This window comes from Pseudescherichia sp. (assembly GCF_031987975.1).
GTDB lineage: Bacteria > Pseudomonadota > Gammaproteobacteria > Enterobacterales > Enterobacteriaceae > Pseudescherichia.
In genome coordinates, this window is sequence record NZ_DALZYX010000001.1 from 206,934 (window position 1) to 225,641 (window position 18,708).

Annotated in this window: 15 protein-coding genes; 8 read left to right on the top strand and 7 right to left on the bottom strand. The window is 57.7% G+C overall.

Going from position 1 to position 18,708, the window contains the following annotated elements:
• Nucleotides 1–9: 9 nt before the first annotated feature.
• Nucleotides 10–3,912, bottom strand: a complete 3,903-nt coding sequence (hrpA, locus tag RTN40_RS01015) for an ATP-dependent RNA helicase HrpA (RefSeq protein WP_312226812.1) — start codon at nucleotides 3,910–3,912, stop codon at nucleotides 10–12.
• Nucleotides 3,913–4,114: 202 nt separating this feature from the next.
• Here hrpA and azoR point away from each other — a divergent pair, with 202 nt between their 5' ends.
• Both azoR and RTN40_RS01025 read left to right on the top strand, forming a co-directional pair.
• On the top strand, nucleotides 4,115–4,720 hold the full coding sequence (gene azoR / locus RTN40_RS01020; protein ID WP_312226813.1) for an FMN-dependent NADH-azoreductase: 606 nt from the start codon (nucleotides 4,115–4,117) through the stop codon (nucleotides 4,718–4,720).
• Between the two features lie 267 nt (nucleotides 4,721–4,987).
• On the top strand, nucleotides 4,988–5,140 hold the full coding sequence (locus tag RTN40_RS01025; protein ID WP_072015212.1) for a Hok/Gef family protein: 153 nt from the start codon (nucleotides 4,988–4,990) through the stop codon (nucleotides 5,138–5,140).
• Here the strand turns inward: RTN40_RS01025 and RTN40_RS01030 are convergent.
• Complete coding sequence (locus tag RTN40_RS01030) at nucleotides 5,106–6,380, bottom strand: MFS transporter (protein WP_409418501.1); 1,275 nt, start codon at nucleotides 6,378–6,380, stop codon at nucleotides 5,106–5,108. The genes RTN40_RS01025 and RTN40_RS01030 overlap by 35 nt on opposite strands.
• Before the next feature lie 109 nt (nucleotides 6,381–6,489).
• Here RTN40_RS01030 and RTN40_RS01035 point away from each other — a divergent pair, with 109 nt between their 5' ends.
• Both RTN40_RS01035 and RTN40_RS01040 read left to right on the top strand, forming a co-directional pair.
• A complete protein-coding gene (locus RTN40_RS01035) occupies nucleotides 6,490–7,371 on the top strand; it encodes a LysR family transcriptional regulator (RefSeq protein ID WP_312226815.1) in 882 nt (293 codons plus the stop codon).
• 122 nt (nucleotides 7,372–7,493) lie between these two features.
• Nucleotides 7,494–8,621: a CocE/NonD family hydrolase gene (locus tag RTN40_RS01040; RefSeq protein WP_312226816.1), complete on the top strand. Its 1,128-nt coding sequence runs from the start codon at nucleotides 7,494–7,496 to the stop codon at nucleotides 8,619–8,621.
• A 33-nt stretch (nucleotides 8,622–8,654) separates the two neighbouring features.
• Here RTN40_RS01040 and RTN40_RS01045 read toward each other — a convergent pair whose 3' ends face one another.
• From RTN40_RS01045 to zinT, 3 genes are all read right to left on the bottom strand, one after another.
• Nucleotides 8,655–8,837 carry a YnbE family lipoprotein gene (locus RTN40_RS01045; RefSeq protein ID WP_312226817.1) on the bottom strand — a complete coding sequence of 61 codons (183 nt, stop codon included), beginning with the start codon at nucleotides 8,835–8,837 and terminating at the stop codon, nucleotides 8,655–8,657.
• Entirely contained in the window at nucleotides 8,834–11,470 is a 2,637-nt protein-coding gene (locus RTN40_RS01050) for a YdbH family protein (RefSeq protein ID WP_312226818.1), read from the bottom strand. Before RTN40_RS01050 ends, RTN40_RS01045 begins: the two co-directional genes overlap by 4 nt.
• An 89-nt stretch (nucleotides 11,471–11,559) precedes the next feature.
• Nucleotides 11,560–12,210 (bottom strand): metal-binding protein ZinT, encoded by a 651-nt coding sequence (gene zinT / locus RTN40_RS01055; protein ID WP_312226819.1) that lies wholly within the window; start codon nucleotides 12,208–12,210, stop codon nucleotides 11,560–11,562.
• A 123-nt stretch (nucleotides 12,211–12,333) separates the two neighbouring features.
• Between zinT and RTN40_RS01060 the strand changes: the two genes are divergently transcribed.
• Nucleotides 12,334–13,323 carry a 2-hydroxyacid dehydrogenase gene (locus RTN40_RS01060; RefSeq protein WP_312226820.1) on the top strand — a complete coding sequence of 330 codons (990 nt, stop codon included), beginning with the start codon at nucleotides 12,334–12,336 and terminating at the stop codon, nucleotides 13,321–13,323.
• 115 nt (nucleotides 13,324–13,438) lie between these two features.
• Nucleotides 13,439–13,861: a heat shock protein HslJ gene (gene hslJ / locus RTN40_RS01065; RefSeq protein WP_312226821.1), complete on the top strand. Its 423-nt coding sequence runs from the start codon at nucleotides 13,439–13,441 to the stop codon at nucleotides 13,859–13,861.
• Here the strand turns inward: hslJ and RTN40_RS01070 are convergent, their stop codons facing one another.
• Both RTN40_RS01070 and RTN40_RS01075 read right to left on the bottom strand, forming a co-directional pair.
• Complete coding sequence (locus RTN40_RS01070; protein ID WP_268107911.1) at nucleotides 13,862–14,128, bottom strand: DUF333 domain-containing protein; 267 nt, start codon at nucleotides 14,126–14,128, stop codon at nucleotides 13,862–13,864.
• 140 nt (nucleotides 14,129–14,268) lie between these two features.
• Nucleotides 14,269–14,463: a cold-shock protein gene (locus RTN40_RS01075; protein ID WP_312210118.1), complete on the bottom strand. Its 195-nt coding sequence runs from the start codon at nucleotides 14,461–14,463 to the stop codon at nucleotides 14,269–14,271.
• A gap of 425 nt (nucleotides 14,464–14,888) precedes the next feature.
• On the opposite strand from RTN40_RS01075, the gene nifJ reads away from it, so the two are divergent.
• Nucleotides 14,889–18,413: a pyruvate:ferredoxin (flavodoxin) oxidoreductase gene (gene nifJ / locus RTN40_RS01080; protein ID WP_312226822.1), complete on the top strand. Its 3,525-nt coding sequence runs from the start codon at nucleotides 14,889–14,891 to the stop codon at nucleotides 18,411–18,413.
• Nucleotides 18,414–18,490: 77 nt separating this feature from the next.
• Nucleotides 18,491–18,706, top strand: coding sequence for a KTSC domain-containing protein (locus tag RTN40_RS01085; protein WP_312209660.1), 216 nt, complete (start codon nucleotides 18,491–18,493; stop codon nucleotides 18,704–18,706).
• Nucleotides 18,707–18,708: the final 2 nt, after the last annotated feature.

Genomic DNA, 18,708 nt, shown 5'->3' on the forward strand with positions numbered 1-18,708 from the left:
GGCATAACGTTAGCCGGAGATCTGCTCCATCGCCTGCAGAATACGCTTGTCCGATATCGGGTACGGCGTTCCCAGCTGCTGAGCAAAGAAGCTCACCCGCAGCTCTTCGATCATCCAGCGGATCGCCTGCACGTCTTCATCGTTGCGGCGATTGAGCGGCAGCTTGTTTAACCACTGCTGCCACGCCTGCTGGACCTGCTCTACCTTCAGCATCTGGGCGCGATCGCGGTGTGGATCCACCGCCAGCTTCTCCAGCCGTTTTTCGATAGCCTGCAAATAGCGCAGGGTATCGCCCAGGCGGGCAAAGCCGTTACCGGTGACAAACCCGCGATAGACCAGGCCTGACATCTGGGCTTTCACATCCGACAGCCCCAGCGCCATGGTCATATCCACCCGCCCTTTCAGGCGCTTGTTGATATTGAACACCGCGGTCAGGATCTGTTCGACCTGTTTGGCGATCTCCACCACCGTCTCGTTCAGCTCGGCGCGAACCTTTTCGTGCAGCGCCGTGAAGCCCTCTTCCGTCCACACCGGGCCGCCCGCCTCGTGGATCAGCTTATCCACGCCGCAGGCGATGCAGTCGTCGATCAGCTCCAGTACTTTACCGTAGGGGTTAAAGTAGAGTCCCAGCTTGGCTTTGTTAGGCAGCTTCTCGTGCAGATACTTAATCGGCGATGGGATATTTAGCAGCAGCAGACGGCGCAGCCCGCGCCACATAGCCTGCTGTTGCTCCAGCGGATTATCAAACAGCTTGATCGCCACGCTGTCACGCTCGTCCACCAGCGCCGGCCAGGCTTTCACCTTATAGTTGCCGCGCTTCTGCTCATAGCTCTGGGCGAGCGTGCCGAAGCTCCAGATATGCAGTCCGCTCTGCTCGATGCCGTCATCGGCCACCGCCGAGAGCGTCTCCTGCACTTTGCCCTTCAGGCTCTCCTTCAGCGCCGTCAGGTCACGCCCCTCTTGCAGCTTGCGGTTTTTATCATCCACCACCCGGAAGCTGATCTTCAGGTGATCGGGCACCTGCTCCCACTGCCACGCGTCGCGATCGACGGTGACGCCGGTCATGCGGCGCAGCTCGCGCTCGAGGGCATCCAGCAGCGGCAGCTCCAGCGGCGTGACGCGGCCCAGAAACGCCTCGGCATAGTTAGGTGCGGGCACAAAGTTACGGCGGATCGGTTTTGGCAGCGACTTGATCAGGGCAATAATCAGCTCCCGGCGCAGGCCAGGGATTTGCCACTCGAAGCCGCTCTCCTCCACCTGGTTCAGCAGCGGCAGCGGAATATGCACCGTCACGCCGTCGGCATCCGCGCCCGGCTCAAACTGGTAGCTCAGGCGCAGCTTGAGGTTGCCCTGGTGCCAGAAGTTGGGGTAGTCCAGCTTGCTGACCTGCTCCGCGCCCTCTTTAATCAGCATGCTCTTTTCAAAGTTGAGCAGATCTGGCGTCTCGCGGCTGGCCTTTTTCCACCAGCTGTCAAAGTGGCGGGCAGAGATAGCATCCACGCTGATGCGCTGATCGTAAAATTCAAACAGCGTATCGTCATCCACCAGAATGTCGCGGCGGCGCGACTTATGCTCCAGATCTTCAATCTCGCTGCGCAGCTTCAGGTTCTCGCGGAAGAAGGCGTGCCGGGTTTGCCAGTCGCCCTCTACCAGCGCATGGCGGATAAACAGCTCGCGGCTTAGGGCCGGATCGATCTGGCTGTAGTTAACCTTACGGGCAGCCACCACCGGCAGGCCGTAGACGGTGACCTTCTCCGTCGCCATCACGGCACCCTGGGCCCGCTCCCAGTGCGGCTCGCTGTAGGAGCGTTTGAGCAGATGCTGGGCCACCGGCTCGACCCACTCTGGATCGATGCGCGCGGCGATACGCCCCCACAGGCGGCTGGTCTCGACCAGCTCGGCGACCATCGTCCACTTCGGCGGCTTCTTAAACAGGCCGGAGCCGGGGAAGATGGAGAAGCGAGCGTTGCGCGCGCCGGTAAATTCCTGCTTGTCGGCATCCTTCATGCCGATATGCGACAGCAGGCCGGTGAGCAATGCGATATGAATTTCGCGGTACTCTGCCGGTTCGCTGTTGACCGCAATACCCAGCTCCTTCACCACCTGGCGCAGCTGGGTATAGATATCCTGCCACTCACGTACCCGGAGGTAGTTAAGGTAGTCGGTGCGGCAGAGCCGACGGAACTGGTTTGACGACAGGGCTTTCTGCTGCTCGCCAAGGTAGTTCCACAGGTTTACAAAGGCGAGGAAGTCAGACTCTTTGTCGTGGAAACGGCGATGTTTCTCATCGGACGCCTGCTGCTTGTCCATCGGCCGCTCGCGCGGATCCTGAATCGAGAGCGCGGAGGTGATGATCATCGCCTCGCGCACGCAGCCCAGCTTCTGCGCCTCCAGCACCATACGGGCCAGACGCGGGTCTACCGGCAGCTGCGACAGCTGTCGCCCCTGAGGGGTGAGCTTGTAGGCGGTCTGGCTCTCATCGGTGGTGATGGCACCCAGCTCCTCCAGCAGGCGCACGCCGTCCTGGATGTTGCGTCTATCCGGCGCTTCGACAAATGGGAACGCTGCAATATCACCCAGCCCGAGGGCGGTCATCTGCAAAATGACCGACGCGAGGTTGGTGCGCAGGATCTCCGGATCGGTAAACTCCGGACGCGAGAGGAAATCGTCCTCGGAGTAGAGGCGAATACAGATCCCCTCCGACACACGGCCGCAGCGCCCTTTACGCTGGTTCGCCGACGCCTGCGAAACCGGCTCAATCGGCAGACGCTGGACCTTAGTACGGTAGCTGTAGCGGCTGATACGCGCCGTACCCGGATCGATTACGTACTTGATGCCCGGCACGGTGAGCGATGTTTCCGCCACGTTGGTGGCCAGCACAATGCGTCGTCCGCCGTGGGGCTGGAAGACGCGATTCTGCTCGCTGTTCGACAGGCGCGCATAGAGCGGCAGCACCTCGGTATGGCGCAGGTTGAGCTTGTTAAGCGCGTCGGCGGTGTCACGAATTTCCCGCTCGCCGCTCATAAAGATCAGGATATCGCCGGGACTTTCGCGGCCAAGCTCGTCAACGGCGTCAAAAATCGCCTGCAGCTGATCGCGCTCGGTATCATCCGCCTCTTCGACGATGGGACGATAGCGCACCTCCACCGGGTAGGTGCGTCCCGAGACTTCGATAATCGGCGCGTTGTTAAAATGGCGCGAGAAGCGTTCCGGATCGATGGTCGCCGAGGTGATGATGATCTTCAGATCAGGGCGCTTCGGCAGCAGCTCTTTAAAGTAGCCCAGCAGAAAATCGATGTTCAGGCTGCGCTCGTGTGCCTCATCGATAATGATGGTGTCGTACTGCATCAGCAGGCGATCCTGCTGAATTTCGGCCAGCAGAATGCCGTCGGTCATCAGCTTGACCATGGTGTTCTCGCTGACGTGATCGCTAAAGCGCACCTTGTAACCGATAGCGCCGCCCGGCTCGCTTTTCAGCTCCTCGGCAATGCGGTTTGCCACGGTTCGCGCCGCCAGACGTCGCGGCTGAGTATGGCCGATCAGACCCTTAACGCCCCGCCCCAGCTCCATACAGATCTTTGGCAGCTGGGTGGTTTTACCGGAACCGGTCTCACCGGCGACAATCGTCACCTGGTTATCGCGGATCGCCTCCAGAATATCCTGCTTCTTCTGGCTAACCGGCAGATTGTCCGGATAGCTAATCTCCGGGCGTGCCGCCGCGCGCCGCTCAACCACTGTCGCAGCCTGAGCGATCTCCTGCGTCATCTCCCGGAGGATAGCCTGCTGTGCTTCAGGATTTTTAACCTTCTTCACCCCATGCAGGCGGCGAGCGAAGCGCTGCCGATCCCGAAGCATCAGGTTGTCGAGGTGATTGTTGAGGTCGGCGAAGGATAATTTCTGTTGTTCTGTCATAGTGTTATCGGGCAATGCGCTGCCGGAAGAATCTCGCTTTTACGTTGAGTGTAGAGTACCACATCCGCTTCTGCTTTGACTTATTCAAAAAATTCGAATGTAGACTTCGATATATTGCGCTATTCAAGGCGCTGATTTGTGAATAAAGTGGCAAGCAATTACTTGGGGGCGAACCTCATCAAATACAACAAAGGAAACACCCATGAGCAAAGTATTAGTTCTTAAATCCAGTATTCTGGCAGGGTACTCGCAGTCTGGCCAACTGGCTGACTATCTGGTTGAACAGTGGCGTGAAAAGAACAGCGCGGATGAGATCACCGTGCGCGATCTGGCTGCTAACCCGATTCCGGTTCTTGATGGAGAACTGGTTGGCGCGCTGCGCCCGAGCGATGCGCCGCTGACCCCGCGCCAGCAGGAAGCGCTGTCCCTCTCTGACGAGCTGATTGCCGAGCTGAAAGCCCATGACGTGATTGTGCTGGCGGCTCCGATGTATAACTTCAACATCCCGACCCAGCTGAAGAACTATTTTGACCTGGTTGCCCGTGCCGGCGTGACCTTCCGCTACACCGAAAACGGTCCGGAAGGACTGGTAACCGGCAAGCGTGCGGTTGTGCTCTCCAGCCGTGGCGGCATCCATAAGGATACCCCGTCCGACCTGATCGCCCCGTACCTGAAGCTGTTCCTCGGCTTTATCGGCATCACCGACGTGAACTTCGTGTTCGCCGAAGGCATTGCCTACGGTCCGGAAGTAGCGACCAAAGCGCAGTCTGACGCTAAAGCCGCTATCGACAGCATCGTTACCGCCTAAGCATTTCCCCTTCTGCTGCGGCAGAGGGGGTTTATCTACCCTGCCCGCTCTCTTTATTCCGAGCCGCGCCGCAAATCCCTTACGCCGTTATCCCCACTGCGCCACCCGTCGTTAGAATGCTGCTGGGTGCTTGAGGCTTTTTGCGGCTTCAGGCATGTCGGGAGTCCAAAAAGTTGAAAGCCCCAGGAGATATTTCTATCAACCTGAGGCTAACGACCAAACCCAACAATTTGGATGTTAGCCCCTTCTTTGCATGGAGGCAATAACATGCCGACGAAATATGCCCTTGTGGCAATCATAGTGCTATGCGGTACGGCACTGGGATTTACGCTGATGGTGCGCGGCTCGCTTTGCGAGCTGAGCTTTAAGCAGCGTAGTATGGAGTTTAAAGCTGTTCTCGCTTACGAATCGAAGAAGTAGCTTTCATGCGGGGAGCAATCCCCGCAACAGCCAGATCGGGTTTGACCTCAACGCACCCTTTCCACTCCCGGAGTGCCAGCCATGCGGCAAGCGCTGAGCAGATCAGCAGCAGCAGGCCGAAGGCAAACGGACTCCACCAGCCAACAGCGTCAAACAGCATCCCGCCGATTCCTGCGCCAAGGGTAATGGCCAGCTGGATCACCGCTACCATCAATCCTCCGCCCGCCTCGGCGTTTTCGGGCACGGCGCGGCTTAACCATAATCCCCATGCTACCGGTGCCGGAGTGGCAATCAGTCCCCAGAGCGCTAGCAGCGTCACCGCAGCCGGAAACGCGCTTCCCAGCACAATCAGCAACCCTGCCAACAGGGCCATCATCAGCGGAATTGAGATCAGCCAGGCGTACATGCGGGTCTGAAGCAGATGACCGATTGCCCAGGTGCCCAGCAGGCCAAACAGGCCCAGTGCCAGCAGCGTCAGCGAAAGCTGCGTCACCGAGACCCGAGTGACCTCCTCGAGGAAAGGACGGAGATAGGTAAATATCGCAAACTGCCCCATGAACAGAAACACGATCCCGGTCATACCGAGAGAAACCTGAGGGATACGCAGCAGCGCAAAAGGATTCCCTGAGCCTGCCTGCTTTTTAGTGCCCGGCATCGCGGGAATGCTTCTCCACTGCCAGATGAATGCCATCACCGCCAGCGGCACTACAACAAAAAAGGAGCCGCGCCAGCCAATATACTGGCCGAGGAAACTTCCCAGCGGCGCAGCCACCGTTGCCGCCAGCGCGTTTCCGCCGTTGATCAGCGCCAGCCCTCTGGCAATAGCGTGGGCCGGCACCAGCCGCATCACGGTGGCGGTAGACATTGACCAGAATCCGCCGATCGCTACGCCCAGCAGCGCCCGACCAGCCATAAACATTATGCCGTTGATAGCAAACGTAACCATCAGGCCCGACACCGTTAGCAACAACGTAAACGCCAGCAGGACCTTTTTACGGTCAAGATGCCCGGTGAGAGGGGTATTAAGCAGGCTGGTTATCACAGCAAACAGACCCGACACGGAGATAGCCTGCCCCGCCTGCCCCTGGCTTAAGGTGAGATCGCTGGCAATCGGGGTAAGCAGGCTTACCGGCATAAATTCAGAGGCAATCAGGACGACAACGCCCAGTGCCATGGAGAAGATAGCGCCCCATGCTGGCGGCGTATGGGGGTGATTTTGCTGCTGATGGACCATCTTAATTTCCTGCGTCAAATGAGATAACGATCCTAAATCAGCTAGTGTCTTTTAATTAGATAGGGTAATTTTTATGTACTTGTGAATTATGCTCAGCAATAACGGCGGATATAAGATGAATGATATTCAGGCATTTCTGGCGGTAGCTAAAGAGAAGAGCTTTACCCGGGCGGCGGCACGCCTGAGAGTCAGCCCATCGGCCTTGAGTCACACCCTGCGTAACCTTGAAGCACGCCTGGGGGTAAGGCTGCTGACGCGTACCACCCGTAACGTTGCTCCCACCGAGGCGGGAGAGCGGCTGATGCAGGCGGTGGGACCACTGTTTGAGCAGATCAACGCTGAAATCGATAAGATAGGCGAGCTGCGGGACAAGCCTGCGGGAACCATCAGGATCACCTGTTCCGATGACGCCGCTGAACAGCTGCTCCGCCCAGCCTTGCCCGCGTTTTTCAGAGAATACCCTGACGTTAATGTCGAAATTGCTATTGATTACGGATTTACCAATATTGTCGAACAGCGTTTTGATGCGGGGATCCGGCTGGGGGAGTCTATTAGCCAGGATATGATTGCCGTCCGGCTTGGTCCCGACTGGCGGCTCTCGGTGGTTGCCGCTCCCGCCTATTTTGCCGAGCGCTCCGTGCCCGTTCACCCGCAGGAGTTGACTCAGCATCGGTGTATTAACATCCGCCACTCTATCGGCGGGAGCGTCTATGCATGGGAGTTTGAGAAAGAGGGCCGAAGCATGAGCGTTAAGGTTAACGGTCAGCTGACGGTTAACAGCAACATTCATATTCTCAACGGCGCGCTGGATGGCATCGGCCTGGCCTGCATTCCCGATTTTATGGCGAAACCCTATATTGATAACGGGCAGCTGCAGGAGGTTCTTATCGACTGGTGCCCCTACTTTTCCGGATTTCATCTCTACTACCCTAACCGCAGCGATACTTCCCCTGCTTTTGCCGCCTTCGTCAACGCTGTCCGCTACAAAGGGAAATAGCTCCACCCCTCTCGCCATTGCTGAAATAAACTCAACGGTTCTTGAAGCTAACCCCGATTTATCTCAGCAATGCTTGTGGCTACTCTCCTCTCAACGAAATATACGCAGAGGAGCACAGAGCCATGAATCCATCACGTCGATCTTTTTTGCAGGCATCAATGGTAGCTGGCGCCGCCGGGGCCTTAGGTATGCCCACGGCTTTTGCGCAGCGTCCAGCAACCGTGCAGGCGGGGCAAACCTTAACGCTCACCTCAGATTGGGACAAAACTTTTCCTAAAAGCAGCCGGGTCGATCATGAAAAAGTGACGTTTGGTAACCGCTACGGCATCACGCTGGCAGCGGATCTCTATCAGCCTAAGCGCCGTAACGGCGTGAAACTGCCCGCTATTGTCCTGAGCGGTCCCTTCGGTGCGGTGAAAGAGCAGTCCTCTGGCCTCTACGCTCAGACGCTGGCCGAGCGTGGTTTTATCACCCTGGCCTTCGATCCCTCTTTCACCGGTGAAAGCGGAGGCGCCGTCAGAGATACCGCCTCGCCGGAAATCTTTACGGAAGACTTCAGTGCGGCGGTGGATTTTATTGGTCTTCTGCCCGGCGTGGATCGCCAGCGTGTTGGCGCGATGGCTATCTGCGGGCTGAGCGGAATGGCTATCACGGCGGCATCGAGCGACTCGCGTATTAAAGCCGTGGCTACCGCCTCTATGTACGACATGTCCCGCAGCATGAGTCGGGGCTACAAAGACAGCTATACCCTGGAGCAGCGCCACAAGGTGATCGACTATCTTAGCCAGCAGCGCTGGGCTGATGCCGAGAGCGGCAGCGTTGCCCGTGGCTATCATGAGGTACCCTTTGATGCTGACGGCAAGGTTATCAAAAGTGCGCGCCTGTTCCCGGATTCATTGCCAGCGGATGCCGACCCGGTGGTGGTCAGCTTCTTTAATTACTACTGCAAGCCGCGTGGTTTCCATCCGCGATCCATCAACTCTACTCGAGCATGGACGGCCACGACGCCGATGGCGTTCTTCAGCTTCCCACTGATGGCGAATATCAATATGGTTGCGCCTCGTCCGCTGATGCTGGTCGCTGGCGAGAACGCGCACTCGCTCTACTATTCGCAGGATGTCTATAACGCTGCCGGCAATCCGAGAGAGCTGGTGATCGTCCCGGGTGCCGATCACGTCGATCTCTATGACAAAACAGATAAAATTCCTTTTGACCGCCTTGAAAACTTTTTCAGAGAGAACCTGAAATAGCCATCAGCCAGGACTCAGGCTTGCCTGGGTCCGCTATTTTCGCTCGTCCAGCAAGGCCTCTACCTCTTTGTCCGCCTTGATATTAATGTCGTGCTCAATCTTCACGTTCATATTGATGGTGATCGGCTCCTTTGGGGCGGCTACTTCGATGCGCGGTGTGCAGCCACTTAACAACAGCAGCAGTAGCAGGTCACAAGAGACTTTTAGGATCCTCATTCTTTTTCCTTACATCCTCGATCGGATGAACAGCCCGGCAGCGCCGCATGCTGTTCAAGCCATGTCTCTACGTTGTCGCCGTAGCGCAGGCTGCGCCACAGGGTGAAGACGTTTTCTTCATGATGGTAGTTGAGATCCACTGTGTTGCGCTTCCCTTCGACGTAGCTGGTACCGTGCAGCGTTGCCTGAAGCGTCAGCTCACCTTGGTTGTCGAGATTGAGCGTAGTCCACGATCGCGAGATCTCCATATAGCGCAGCCAGTTGATAGCTGCCCCCGCCGCGATATTCTTCTTCGCCAGCGCGTCGGCGGTATCATTATCAAGACGCAGCGTCAGCGCGGCAGGACTGTTGAGCCAGCCATCCTTAATCAGCCACTTCTCATGCTCAAGCCAGAGCGGCAGCGCGCCATTGATCGGCCCGGAGAGCGCAATCTGCTTCGGATGCAGGGCGGTAATCAGCTCGCTTGAGGAGATATGTTGCAGGCGCAGCAGCGCAGCATCGTGCTGGGGCATCCGCAACTGCTGCATGGTCACTTTCCCACCCAGCAGATCGACGCTCACGTCGCTGAGCAGCAGCGGGTTATCCTCGCGCCATGGGTATGCCCCTTGCAGATCGGCGGTAAAATTGCGCGCCGTCACCTGGTTGGTAATCTCAGCAATGCGCAGCGACACCGGTCCGCGCGTGCCAAACTGCCAGCCCGCCTCGCTAAAGCGGAAAGGTAAGATAAAATCAACGCCGTTAAATTTATTATCGGGCAGCCAGGCGCTACCCTGACGGATCACCCCGTGACCACCGGCTTCAAATCCCTGCTCCGCCGCGGCGGAGAAGGCGACCTGGGCATAAAGCTCGCCGTCGCGCAGATCCATCTTCCAGTCGGGCGGCACCAGCGGTTGAAAAACGCTTAGCGGCTGACGAGGCCACCAGGCTAGCCCCCGCAGGCGCTCCCCGTCCCAGCGTCCGTTGACCCGTACCGGTCCGATCGCCGCCGCATGGAGGTCGCCCTTGAACTGAAACAGGGTCGGATCGCTGCCCTCGACGCTGAACTTAAGCGTTGAGCGCGGTAAAGCTCCGCCGCCGTTGATAGAGGTCTCCTGCGCGTCCAGCGCCAGCGCACCGCTGAAGTATGGATGCTGCGGATCGCGCGACCAGCGAATAGGCGCGTCAAGCACCAGCCGGGGCTGGCGAACCTGCACACTGCCATACTGTAACTTATCGAAACCGGTAGAGAGATCCGTCAGGACGATCTCACTGTCATGCCACTCGCCCCGGCCTTTAACATCCCATCGCGCCTGCATGGGAGTAAAGTTGCCGTCGCCCCAGTAGGCCCACTGCCATAGCCCGTTATCCGGCAGAAAATTCTGCGCGCGGCCGTCGAGGTGCAGGACAAAATCTCCTAGCTGCGCCTCATGCGCCCGTAAAATAGCCTGTAGCCGCCCATCAATCCCCTGACGGGTTAGCGTGACGCCGGCCAGCGGCCAGCGCACCTCATCGATATTCAGGGAGTCAATCACCCGCCCTCGGGAGCGCAGCAGCGCGCCGGGAGAGAAGCGCAGCTGCGGCTCGGCCAGCGAACCGGTTAGCTGAGCAGGCAGCACGGCATAGAAGATGAGATCCCCCTGCTTCGCCTCGCCGGTGAGCTGGAGCGGCATCGCGCTCTCCTGCATACTCAAACGCCCTGGCCCAAAGCTCAGCACCGCATTGCCTCTGCCAGCCTGCCCCTGGGTTAGCACGTTCAGCCGACCGCTAATTTCACTCTTCTCCAGACCCTGCTGCCAGTTTTTCACCCTCAGGCCAACGCGCCCGCTTAGCGGAACGCCTGCCTGATACGGCCACTGCCAGCGGCCATCGCTAATCGTCAGCTGCTGTCGGGTCACCTGCCACGGCAGATCCAGCAGCGGATCGGGGTTGTCCCGGGCCATGACAATCAGCTGACCGGCGTTATCGCGCCACTCCAGCTCGGCATCGACGCCAGATGGTACCTGCGGCAGGCTGAGCGTCGCGGTGGCCCGCCCATTAACGGGTGCACCTGCAGGCAGGCGTGGCAGGGTAAACTCTCCCGACAGCGCGATGGGCGGCTGACCGTCGAGCAGAGAGAGCGCCAGCTCGTTGAGCGTGAGTGCCTGCCCGCGCAGGGTGGCATCAAGCGTAAGTCGATCGCCACGATAGCGCAGCTGCTGAACCTTTGGGGTTAACGAGAGGGAGAGCGCCCCCTGCCACGCCTGAAAAGGTGACACTGTCACTCTATCAACGTTAACCCATGCATAGGGCAGCATAGCTTGCCATTCGGCCAGGGTACGCGGCGCGGCGATTGAGGGTTCAGTTTGCGGGAGCTTTTCCAGGCAGGTTTGATTGAGATCGACGGCATCGATTGTTAACTGCCAGCGGCTGGGGTGGGTAATCTCTGCGTTCTGGATCCACGCCAGCGGGCAATCGCCCACCAGATAACGCAGATCGGGGATTTGCAGCGCGTGCCGGGTCAGGCGCGGGCTGGCCTCCAGCATGATACGGGTACCTGCGGGTAGCCAGATACCCGCAAGCCCCGGCAGCCACTGGGCGACCGTAAGCAGCAGCGTCAGCGGCAGCAGTATCAACAGCAGAAGAAGCGCAATGGCGGCTTTGTATTTACCCTTCATGGGCAAGTCAGCGTCCCGAAAAGTAACCCAAACTGCCGCCATTGTGCCACGTTAAGCTGTTGATTACATACTATCAGCAGCCCTTACTTTTAGTGATGCAGCATCTCGTCGACTACCTGCTCCTTGCTGAGCTGATACGGATAGTAGGTCGGCCAGTTGTCCATCTCCTTCAGCAGCGCCTCCTGCGAGGTATTGCCCATAAAGATATGGAAGTGCGCCGACTTGCGTGGGGCAATGGTGTGATCGCTGAACTGGACGAACTTCGGCGCGCTGCTGCTGGCATCTTTACACTCAAACAGATAGCGCACGCCTTTTTTACCGGAGGCGTAGGTGAGAATTTTATAGCCCGCAGATTCGTACTTACAGCTGCTTACCTTGTCGCCGGTATGAAACTCCATCACGCCGTTCTCAATGCCCAGCGTATCGACATCGGTGATATACCCCTTGCGGTAGTACTCTTTGATCTCATCAGCGGTTTTACCTTTCTCTTTCTCAGCCTTCTTTTTGAAAACCGGGTCAAGATCGCCGCTCAGCAGGTAGGGATAGATGGACTGCCACATGCCGTCCCAGTCGCTCAGCTCGCGCGCTTTAACGTCCTTATCATCGAACTCGCCCTCGGCGGCTTTTTGCTCCAGCGCCGTCAGCGGTTTGCCGTGCGAATGGTGACCGTGCGCCAGCGCCTGTCCCCCCATTAATAACGTTCCCAGAGCGACTGCAAGTTTTCCAAAATGGTTAGCCAAAATTATACCCTCAATCCATGTCAAGAATTGAGATGTTATATTATAACATAAAGGACATCAATTCTTATGTTAAGAAGTATTGTAAATGGCTATAATTACTCCTAAATCACTGGAGAACAGCCTATGAAACTCGCTGTATATAGCACCAAGCAGTACGATAAAAAGTACCTGCAACAGGTTAACGAGAGCTATCAATACGATCTTGAATACTTCGACTTCCTGCTCACGGAAAAAACGGCGAAAACGGCCCACGGCTGTGACGGGGTGTGCATCTTTGTTAACGATGACGGCAGCCGACCTGTACTGGAAGAGTTAAAGAAGCAAGGCGTAAAGTTTATCGCCCTGCGCTGCGCTGGCTTTAACAACGTCGATCTCGACGCGGCAAAAGAGCTGGGGCTGCGCGTGGTTCGCGTCCCGGCCTACTCCCCGGAGGCAGTAGCTGAACATGCGGTGGGCATGATGATGACCCTTAACCGCCGTATTCACCGCGCCTATCAGCGTACCCGCGACGCTAACTTTTCGCTGGAGGGCCTGACCGGCTTCACCATGCACGGCAAAACCGCAGGCGTTATCGGCACCGGGAAAATCGGCATTGCCGCCCTGCGGATCCTGAAAGGCTTCGGTATGCGCCTGCTGGCGTCCGATCCCTACCCGAGCGCGGCGGCGCTGGAGTTAGGCGTCGAGTATGTCGATCTGCCGACGCTGTTTGCCAACGCCGACGTAATTACCCTGCACTGCCCGCTGATGGAAGATAATTACCATTTGCTTAATCGCAACTCTTTTGCGCAGATGAAGGATGGGGTAATGATCATCAATACCAGCCGCGGCGGGCTGATCGACTCGCAGGCGGCCATTGAAGCGCTGAAGACGCAGAAAATTGGTGCGCTGGGTATGGATGTGTATGAGAACGAGCGCGATCTCTTCTTTGAAGATAAGTCGAACGACGTGATCCAGGATGATATCTTCCGCCGCCTCTCCGCCTGCCATAACGTACTGTTTACTGGCCATCAGGCATTTTTAACCGCCGAGGCGCTGATCAGCATCTCGGAAACGACCCTGGAGAACCTGCGTCAGCTGGAAAACGACGGCCAATGCCCTAACGCCCTGGTCTAACCAGGTAATAAGTGCCTCCCTCCGTTAACGGAGGGAGTTTCAGACTATCCCGCAAGACATCCCCCACCATACTGATAAAATAGAATTTACCATGGAAAATGTTCAGGGAATCGTGATGAAAAAAGTGATTGCATTAACTGCGCTATGCGTTTTGCTGGCAGGCTGCGCCCGTGACGGAAAGGTCTCTGTGATCAGCGAGCAGCTTATCGGCCACCGCTTCGTGCTGGAAAATGTTAACGGCACGGCGGTCGCATCAGGAGAAAATCCACCTGAGCTGCGCTTCGGGGAGAAAATGGCGATCTCTGGCAGCATGTGCAACCGCTTCTCCGGTCAGGCAAAGCTCTCCGGCGGTGAGTTGACGGCCAAAGAGCTGATAATGACCCGTATGGCCTGTGCCGATCCGCAGCGCAACGAACTGGATACTATTATTGGCAGCGTGCTCCGCGAAGGCGCGCAGGTTGATCTTACCGATAGCCAGCTGACGTTAACAACCGCCGATCAGACCCTGATTTACAAGCTGGCTGATGCGGGGCAGTAATCAGTAGCTGCCGCAGGTGCCTGTGGCAAGAGATTGCTCGCTACAGCGTTTACCGTTAGGCAGCGCACACATGCCCGTGGCGGAGCCATCCAGCTGGCGGGCAATTGAGAGCGAACCACCAATCATGGCGCAGTTAGCCTGACCCGTACTGGACATGGCAGCCTTTAGACCTGGCGCGACGTGTGCTGCCGTGGCCTGCTGTACAGGCTCGCTGCTACATGCCGAAAGTAACCATACGGCACACCCTACCCATAACGCTGTACGCATTTCTTCTCCCCCTCTGAGTTAGCAAAACTTATGCATAATAGGCAGCGTAGCGCCTGACGTCGAGAGGAGGATGCGGGTTTTCTGTCCGGCATAGCGTTTTTTACAATGCTGGCGCTATGCCACAGGTTTTATGAAGCGGTTTACGCCGGAGTGCGTAAATCCAGCGCTACATGGGCAGCGGAGAGAGGTGCTGAGACGTTATCCAGAATGACCATGGATGATTTACAAAAAATACATTTTGCGCCGAAGGGATTAGCTTCGCTAACGTCAAAATGTGAGGTTCTGTACTGTGACCCATGACAACATGGGCATCGGAAATGAATGTGATTAGTAATAATAGTGTCCTTTTTTCATAATTATGCTCAACGAGAGCTGGCCGTTTGGGCCTGCCTTAACCCGCTGATTCCCATTAAAAGTATAGCGGTAGTTATCGTATTCGCAGAGAAAGATGCAGAGAAAGTTACAGGCTGAATAAATTTTTTATCAGCGGGGAAAACATCTACAGGGAAATATCAGAAGATACAAACAGTGAGAGGGTTTCGTAGAGTACAAAGATAGTTTCAGTGCTACATCGTTAGGCTATTAACGCATGATTATCCGCACAGTGCAAGGGGTAAATTGAAATAGTTTTGCAGTGCTACGTACGGGAAAATGGTGCCCGACATTTTGCGATATCTTCACTTTCAGATCAAAAACCGCTCCTGGACGGCTGTCTATACTGGAGTGAGAGAGTGAACATTTACGCAATGAGAGCAAACTTATGATCACAGTTGATGGTAATGGCGCGGTCGCCTCGGTGGCGTTCCGGACCAGCGAAGTTATCGCCATATACCCAATTACTCCCAGCTCGACGATGGCCGAGCAGGCAGATGCCTGGGCCGGCAACGGGCTGAAGAACGTGTGGGGCGATACGCCTCGGGTGGTAGAGATGCAGTCCGAAGCCGGGGCGATTGCCGCCGTACACGGCGCGTTGCAGACGGGGGCGCTTTCGACCTCCTTTACGTCGTCACAGGGTCTGCTGCTGATGATCCCGACCCTCTACAAGCTGGCGGGTCAGCTGACGCCCTTTGTCCTGCACGTTGCTGCCCGCACCGTTGCCACCCATGCGCTCTCTATCTTTGGCGATCACTCCGACGTAATGGCCGTGCGCCAGACCGGCTGCGCTATGCTCTGCGCAGGCAGCGTTCAGGAGGCGCAGGATTTCGCGTTGATCTCTCACGTTGCCACCCTGAAGAGCCGGGTGCCCTTTATTCACTTCTTTGACGGCTTCCGCACCTCTCACGAGATCAACAAAATCGTGCCGCTGGCTGATGAGACCATCCGCAGCATGCTGCCCGCCGATGAGATCGCGGCCCATCGTGCTCGCGCTCTGAACCCGGAGCATCCGGTAATTCGCGGGACCTCTGCCAACCCGGACACCTACTTCCAGTCTCGCGAAGCGACCAATCCATGGTACAACGCGGTTTACGACCACGTTGAACAGGCGATGGACGACTTTGCCAAAGCCACTGGCCGTCGCTATCAGCCGTTTGAGTACTACGGCCACCCGCAGGCGGAACGGGTGATTGTGATTATGGGTTCGGCAATCGGCACCTGCGAAGAGGTGGTTGATGAGCTGCTGACCCGCAATGAGAAGATCGGTGTGCTGAAGGTGCGCCTCTATCGCCCCTTCTCGGCACAGCATCTGCTGGCCGCGCTGCCGCAAAGCGCCCAGCGTATTGCCGTGCTGGATCGCACCAAAGAGCCAGGGGCACAGGCGGAGCCGCTCTATCTGGATATCATGACCGCGCTGGCAGAGTCCTTTAACCAGGGCGAGCGCGACACATTGCCGCGGGTGATCGGCGGGCGTTACGGCCTCTCTTCAAAAGAGTTTGGCCCGGAGTGCGTGCTGGCTATCTTTAACGAGCTGCGGGCGGACAAGCCCAGGCCGCGCTTTACCGTCGGCATTTATGATGATGTCACCAACCTCTCCCTGCCGCTGCCGGAGAATACCCTGCCCTCAGGCGCTAAGCTTGAGGCGCTGTTCTACGGGCTTGGCAGCGACGGCAGCGTCTCGGCGACCAAAAACAATATCAAAATTATCGGTAATGCCACGCCATGGTATGCCCAGGGCTATTTCGTCTACGACTCAAAAAAAGCCGGTGGCCTGACGGTCTCCCATCTGCGGGTCAGCGAGCAGCCGATTCGCTCCGCCTATCTGATCTCGCAGGCGGATTTTGTTGGCTGCCACCAGCTACAGTTTATCGATAAGTACCAGATGGCCGAACGCCTGAAACCCGGTGGTATCTTCCTGCTCAATACGCCCTACAGCGCCGATGAGGTCTGGGCGCGACTGCCGCAGGAGGTGCAGGCGGTACTGAACCAGAAGCAGGCCCGCTTCTATATTATCAACGCAGCGAAGATTGCCCGCGAGTGCGGCCTGGCAGCACGAATCAACACCGTTATGCAGATGGCGTTTTTCCATCTGACGCAGATTTTACCTGGCGATACCGCGCTGGCGGCATTGCAGGGGGCCATTGCCAAAAGCTACAGTAGCAAAGGCCAGGAGCTGGTCGAGCGTAACTGGCAGGCGCTGGCGCTGGCCCGCGAATCGCTGTTTGAAGTGCCGCTGGAGCAGGTTAATGCCACCAGCCCGTACCGCCCGCCGGTAGTTAGCGACGCCGCACCGGACTTCGTGAAAACCGTCACCGCCGCGATGCTGGCCGGGCTGGGCGATGCGCTGCCGGTCTCCGCCCTGCCGCCGGACGGCACCTGGCCGATGGGCACCACCCGCTGGGAAAAACGCAACATTGCCGAAGCGATCCCTATCTGGAAGCCGGAGATCTGTACCCAGTGTAACCACTGCGTCGCCGCCTGCCCGCACTCCGCCATTCGCGCAAAAGTGGTCTCCCCTGAAGCGCTGGAGAACGCCCCGGCGTCGTTGCAGTCGCTGGACGTTAAATCCCGCGACATGCGCGGTCAGAAATATGTCCTCCAGGTCGCGCCGGAGGACTGCACCGGCTGTAACCTCTGCGTAGAGGTGTGCCCGGCCAAGGATCGCCAGAACCCGGAGATCAAGGCCATCAACATGATGTCGCGCCTTGAGCACGTGGAGGAGGAGAAAGTTAACTATGACTTCTTCCTTGACCTGCCGGAGATCGATCGCAGCAAGCTGGAGCGTATCGACATTCGCACCTCGCAGCTGATTACCCCGCTGTTTGAGTACTCCGGAGCCTGCTCTGGCTGCGGTGAAACGCCTTATATCAAGCTGCTAACCCAGCTCTACGGCGACCGGATGCTGATTGCTAACGCTACCGGTTGCTCCTCAATTTATGGCGGCAACCTGCCCTCTACCCCCTACACCACCGATGCCAACGGGCGCGGTCCGGCGTGGGCTAACTCGCTGTTTGAGGATAACGCCGAGTTCGGGCTGGGTTTCCGCCTCACCATTGACCAGCATCGCCAGCGGGTGATGCGTCTGCTGGAGACCTTCTCCGAGGCGATCCCGGCCGAGCTTAACGCCGCCCTGCATGCAGAGGCGACGCCGGAGGTTCGTCGGGAACAGGTTGTCGCCCTTCGCCAGCATCTGAGCGGCGTTGCGGAAGCCGAAGAGCTGCTGACGGATGCCGATGCGCTAGTGGAGAAATCTATCTGGCTGATTGGCGGCGACGGCTGGGCCTACGACATTGGCTTTGGCGGGCTTGATCATGTCCTGAGCCTGACGGAGAACGTCAACATTCTGGTGCTGGATACCCAGTGCTACTCCAACACCGGCGGCCAGGCCTCAAAGGCGACGCCGCTGGGGGCGGTGACCAAGTTTGGCGAGCACGGCAAGCGCAAGGCGCGTAAGGATCTGGGCGTCAGTATGATGATGTACGGCCATGTTTACGTGGCGCAGATTTCACTTGGCGCGCAGCTTAACCAGACGGCGAAGGCGATTCAGGAGGCAGAGTCCTATCCGGGTCCGTCGTTGATTATCGCCTACAGCCCGTGCGAAGAGCACGGTTACGATCTGGCCCTCAGCCACGATCAGATGCGCCAGCTTACGGCCACCGGCTTCTGGCCGCTCTACCGCTTCGATCCGCGCCGTGCCGACGAAGGCAAGCTGCCGCTGGCGCTGGATTCCCGTCCGCCGTCAGATGCGCTGGCCGACACGCTGCTGAAAGAGCAGCGCTTCCGTCGTCTTAACGCCCAGCAGCCGGAGGTGGCAGAGCAGCTGTGGAAAGATGCCACTGCCGATCTGCAAAAACGCTATGACTTCCTGGCGCAGCTGGCCGGAAAAGCGGAAAAGAGCGAGGCGGAATAAGACCCTGTTTTTGCCCGGCATTGCCGGGCAAAACGTGTAATAATCTCTCCTGTGTCGACCTGCCCAGGAGTCCCGCCATGCGCCATCAACCTGTTGTATCATCACGCATCGCCTCCGTAGGCTATGACGAAGCCTCCTGCACGCTGGAGATCCTGTTCCATGACCGGAGCTGCTATCAGTACCACGGCGTGCCGCTGCGTATATTTACCGTGTTTTTGACTGTGGTATCGAAAGGCCGCTTTTATGATGGCGTGGTAAAAGGGAAGTTTCCCGAACGGCGGATAATGCGTTAAAC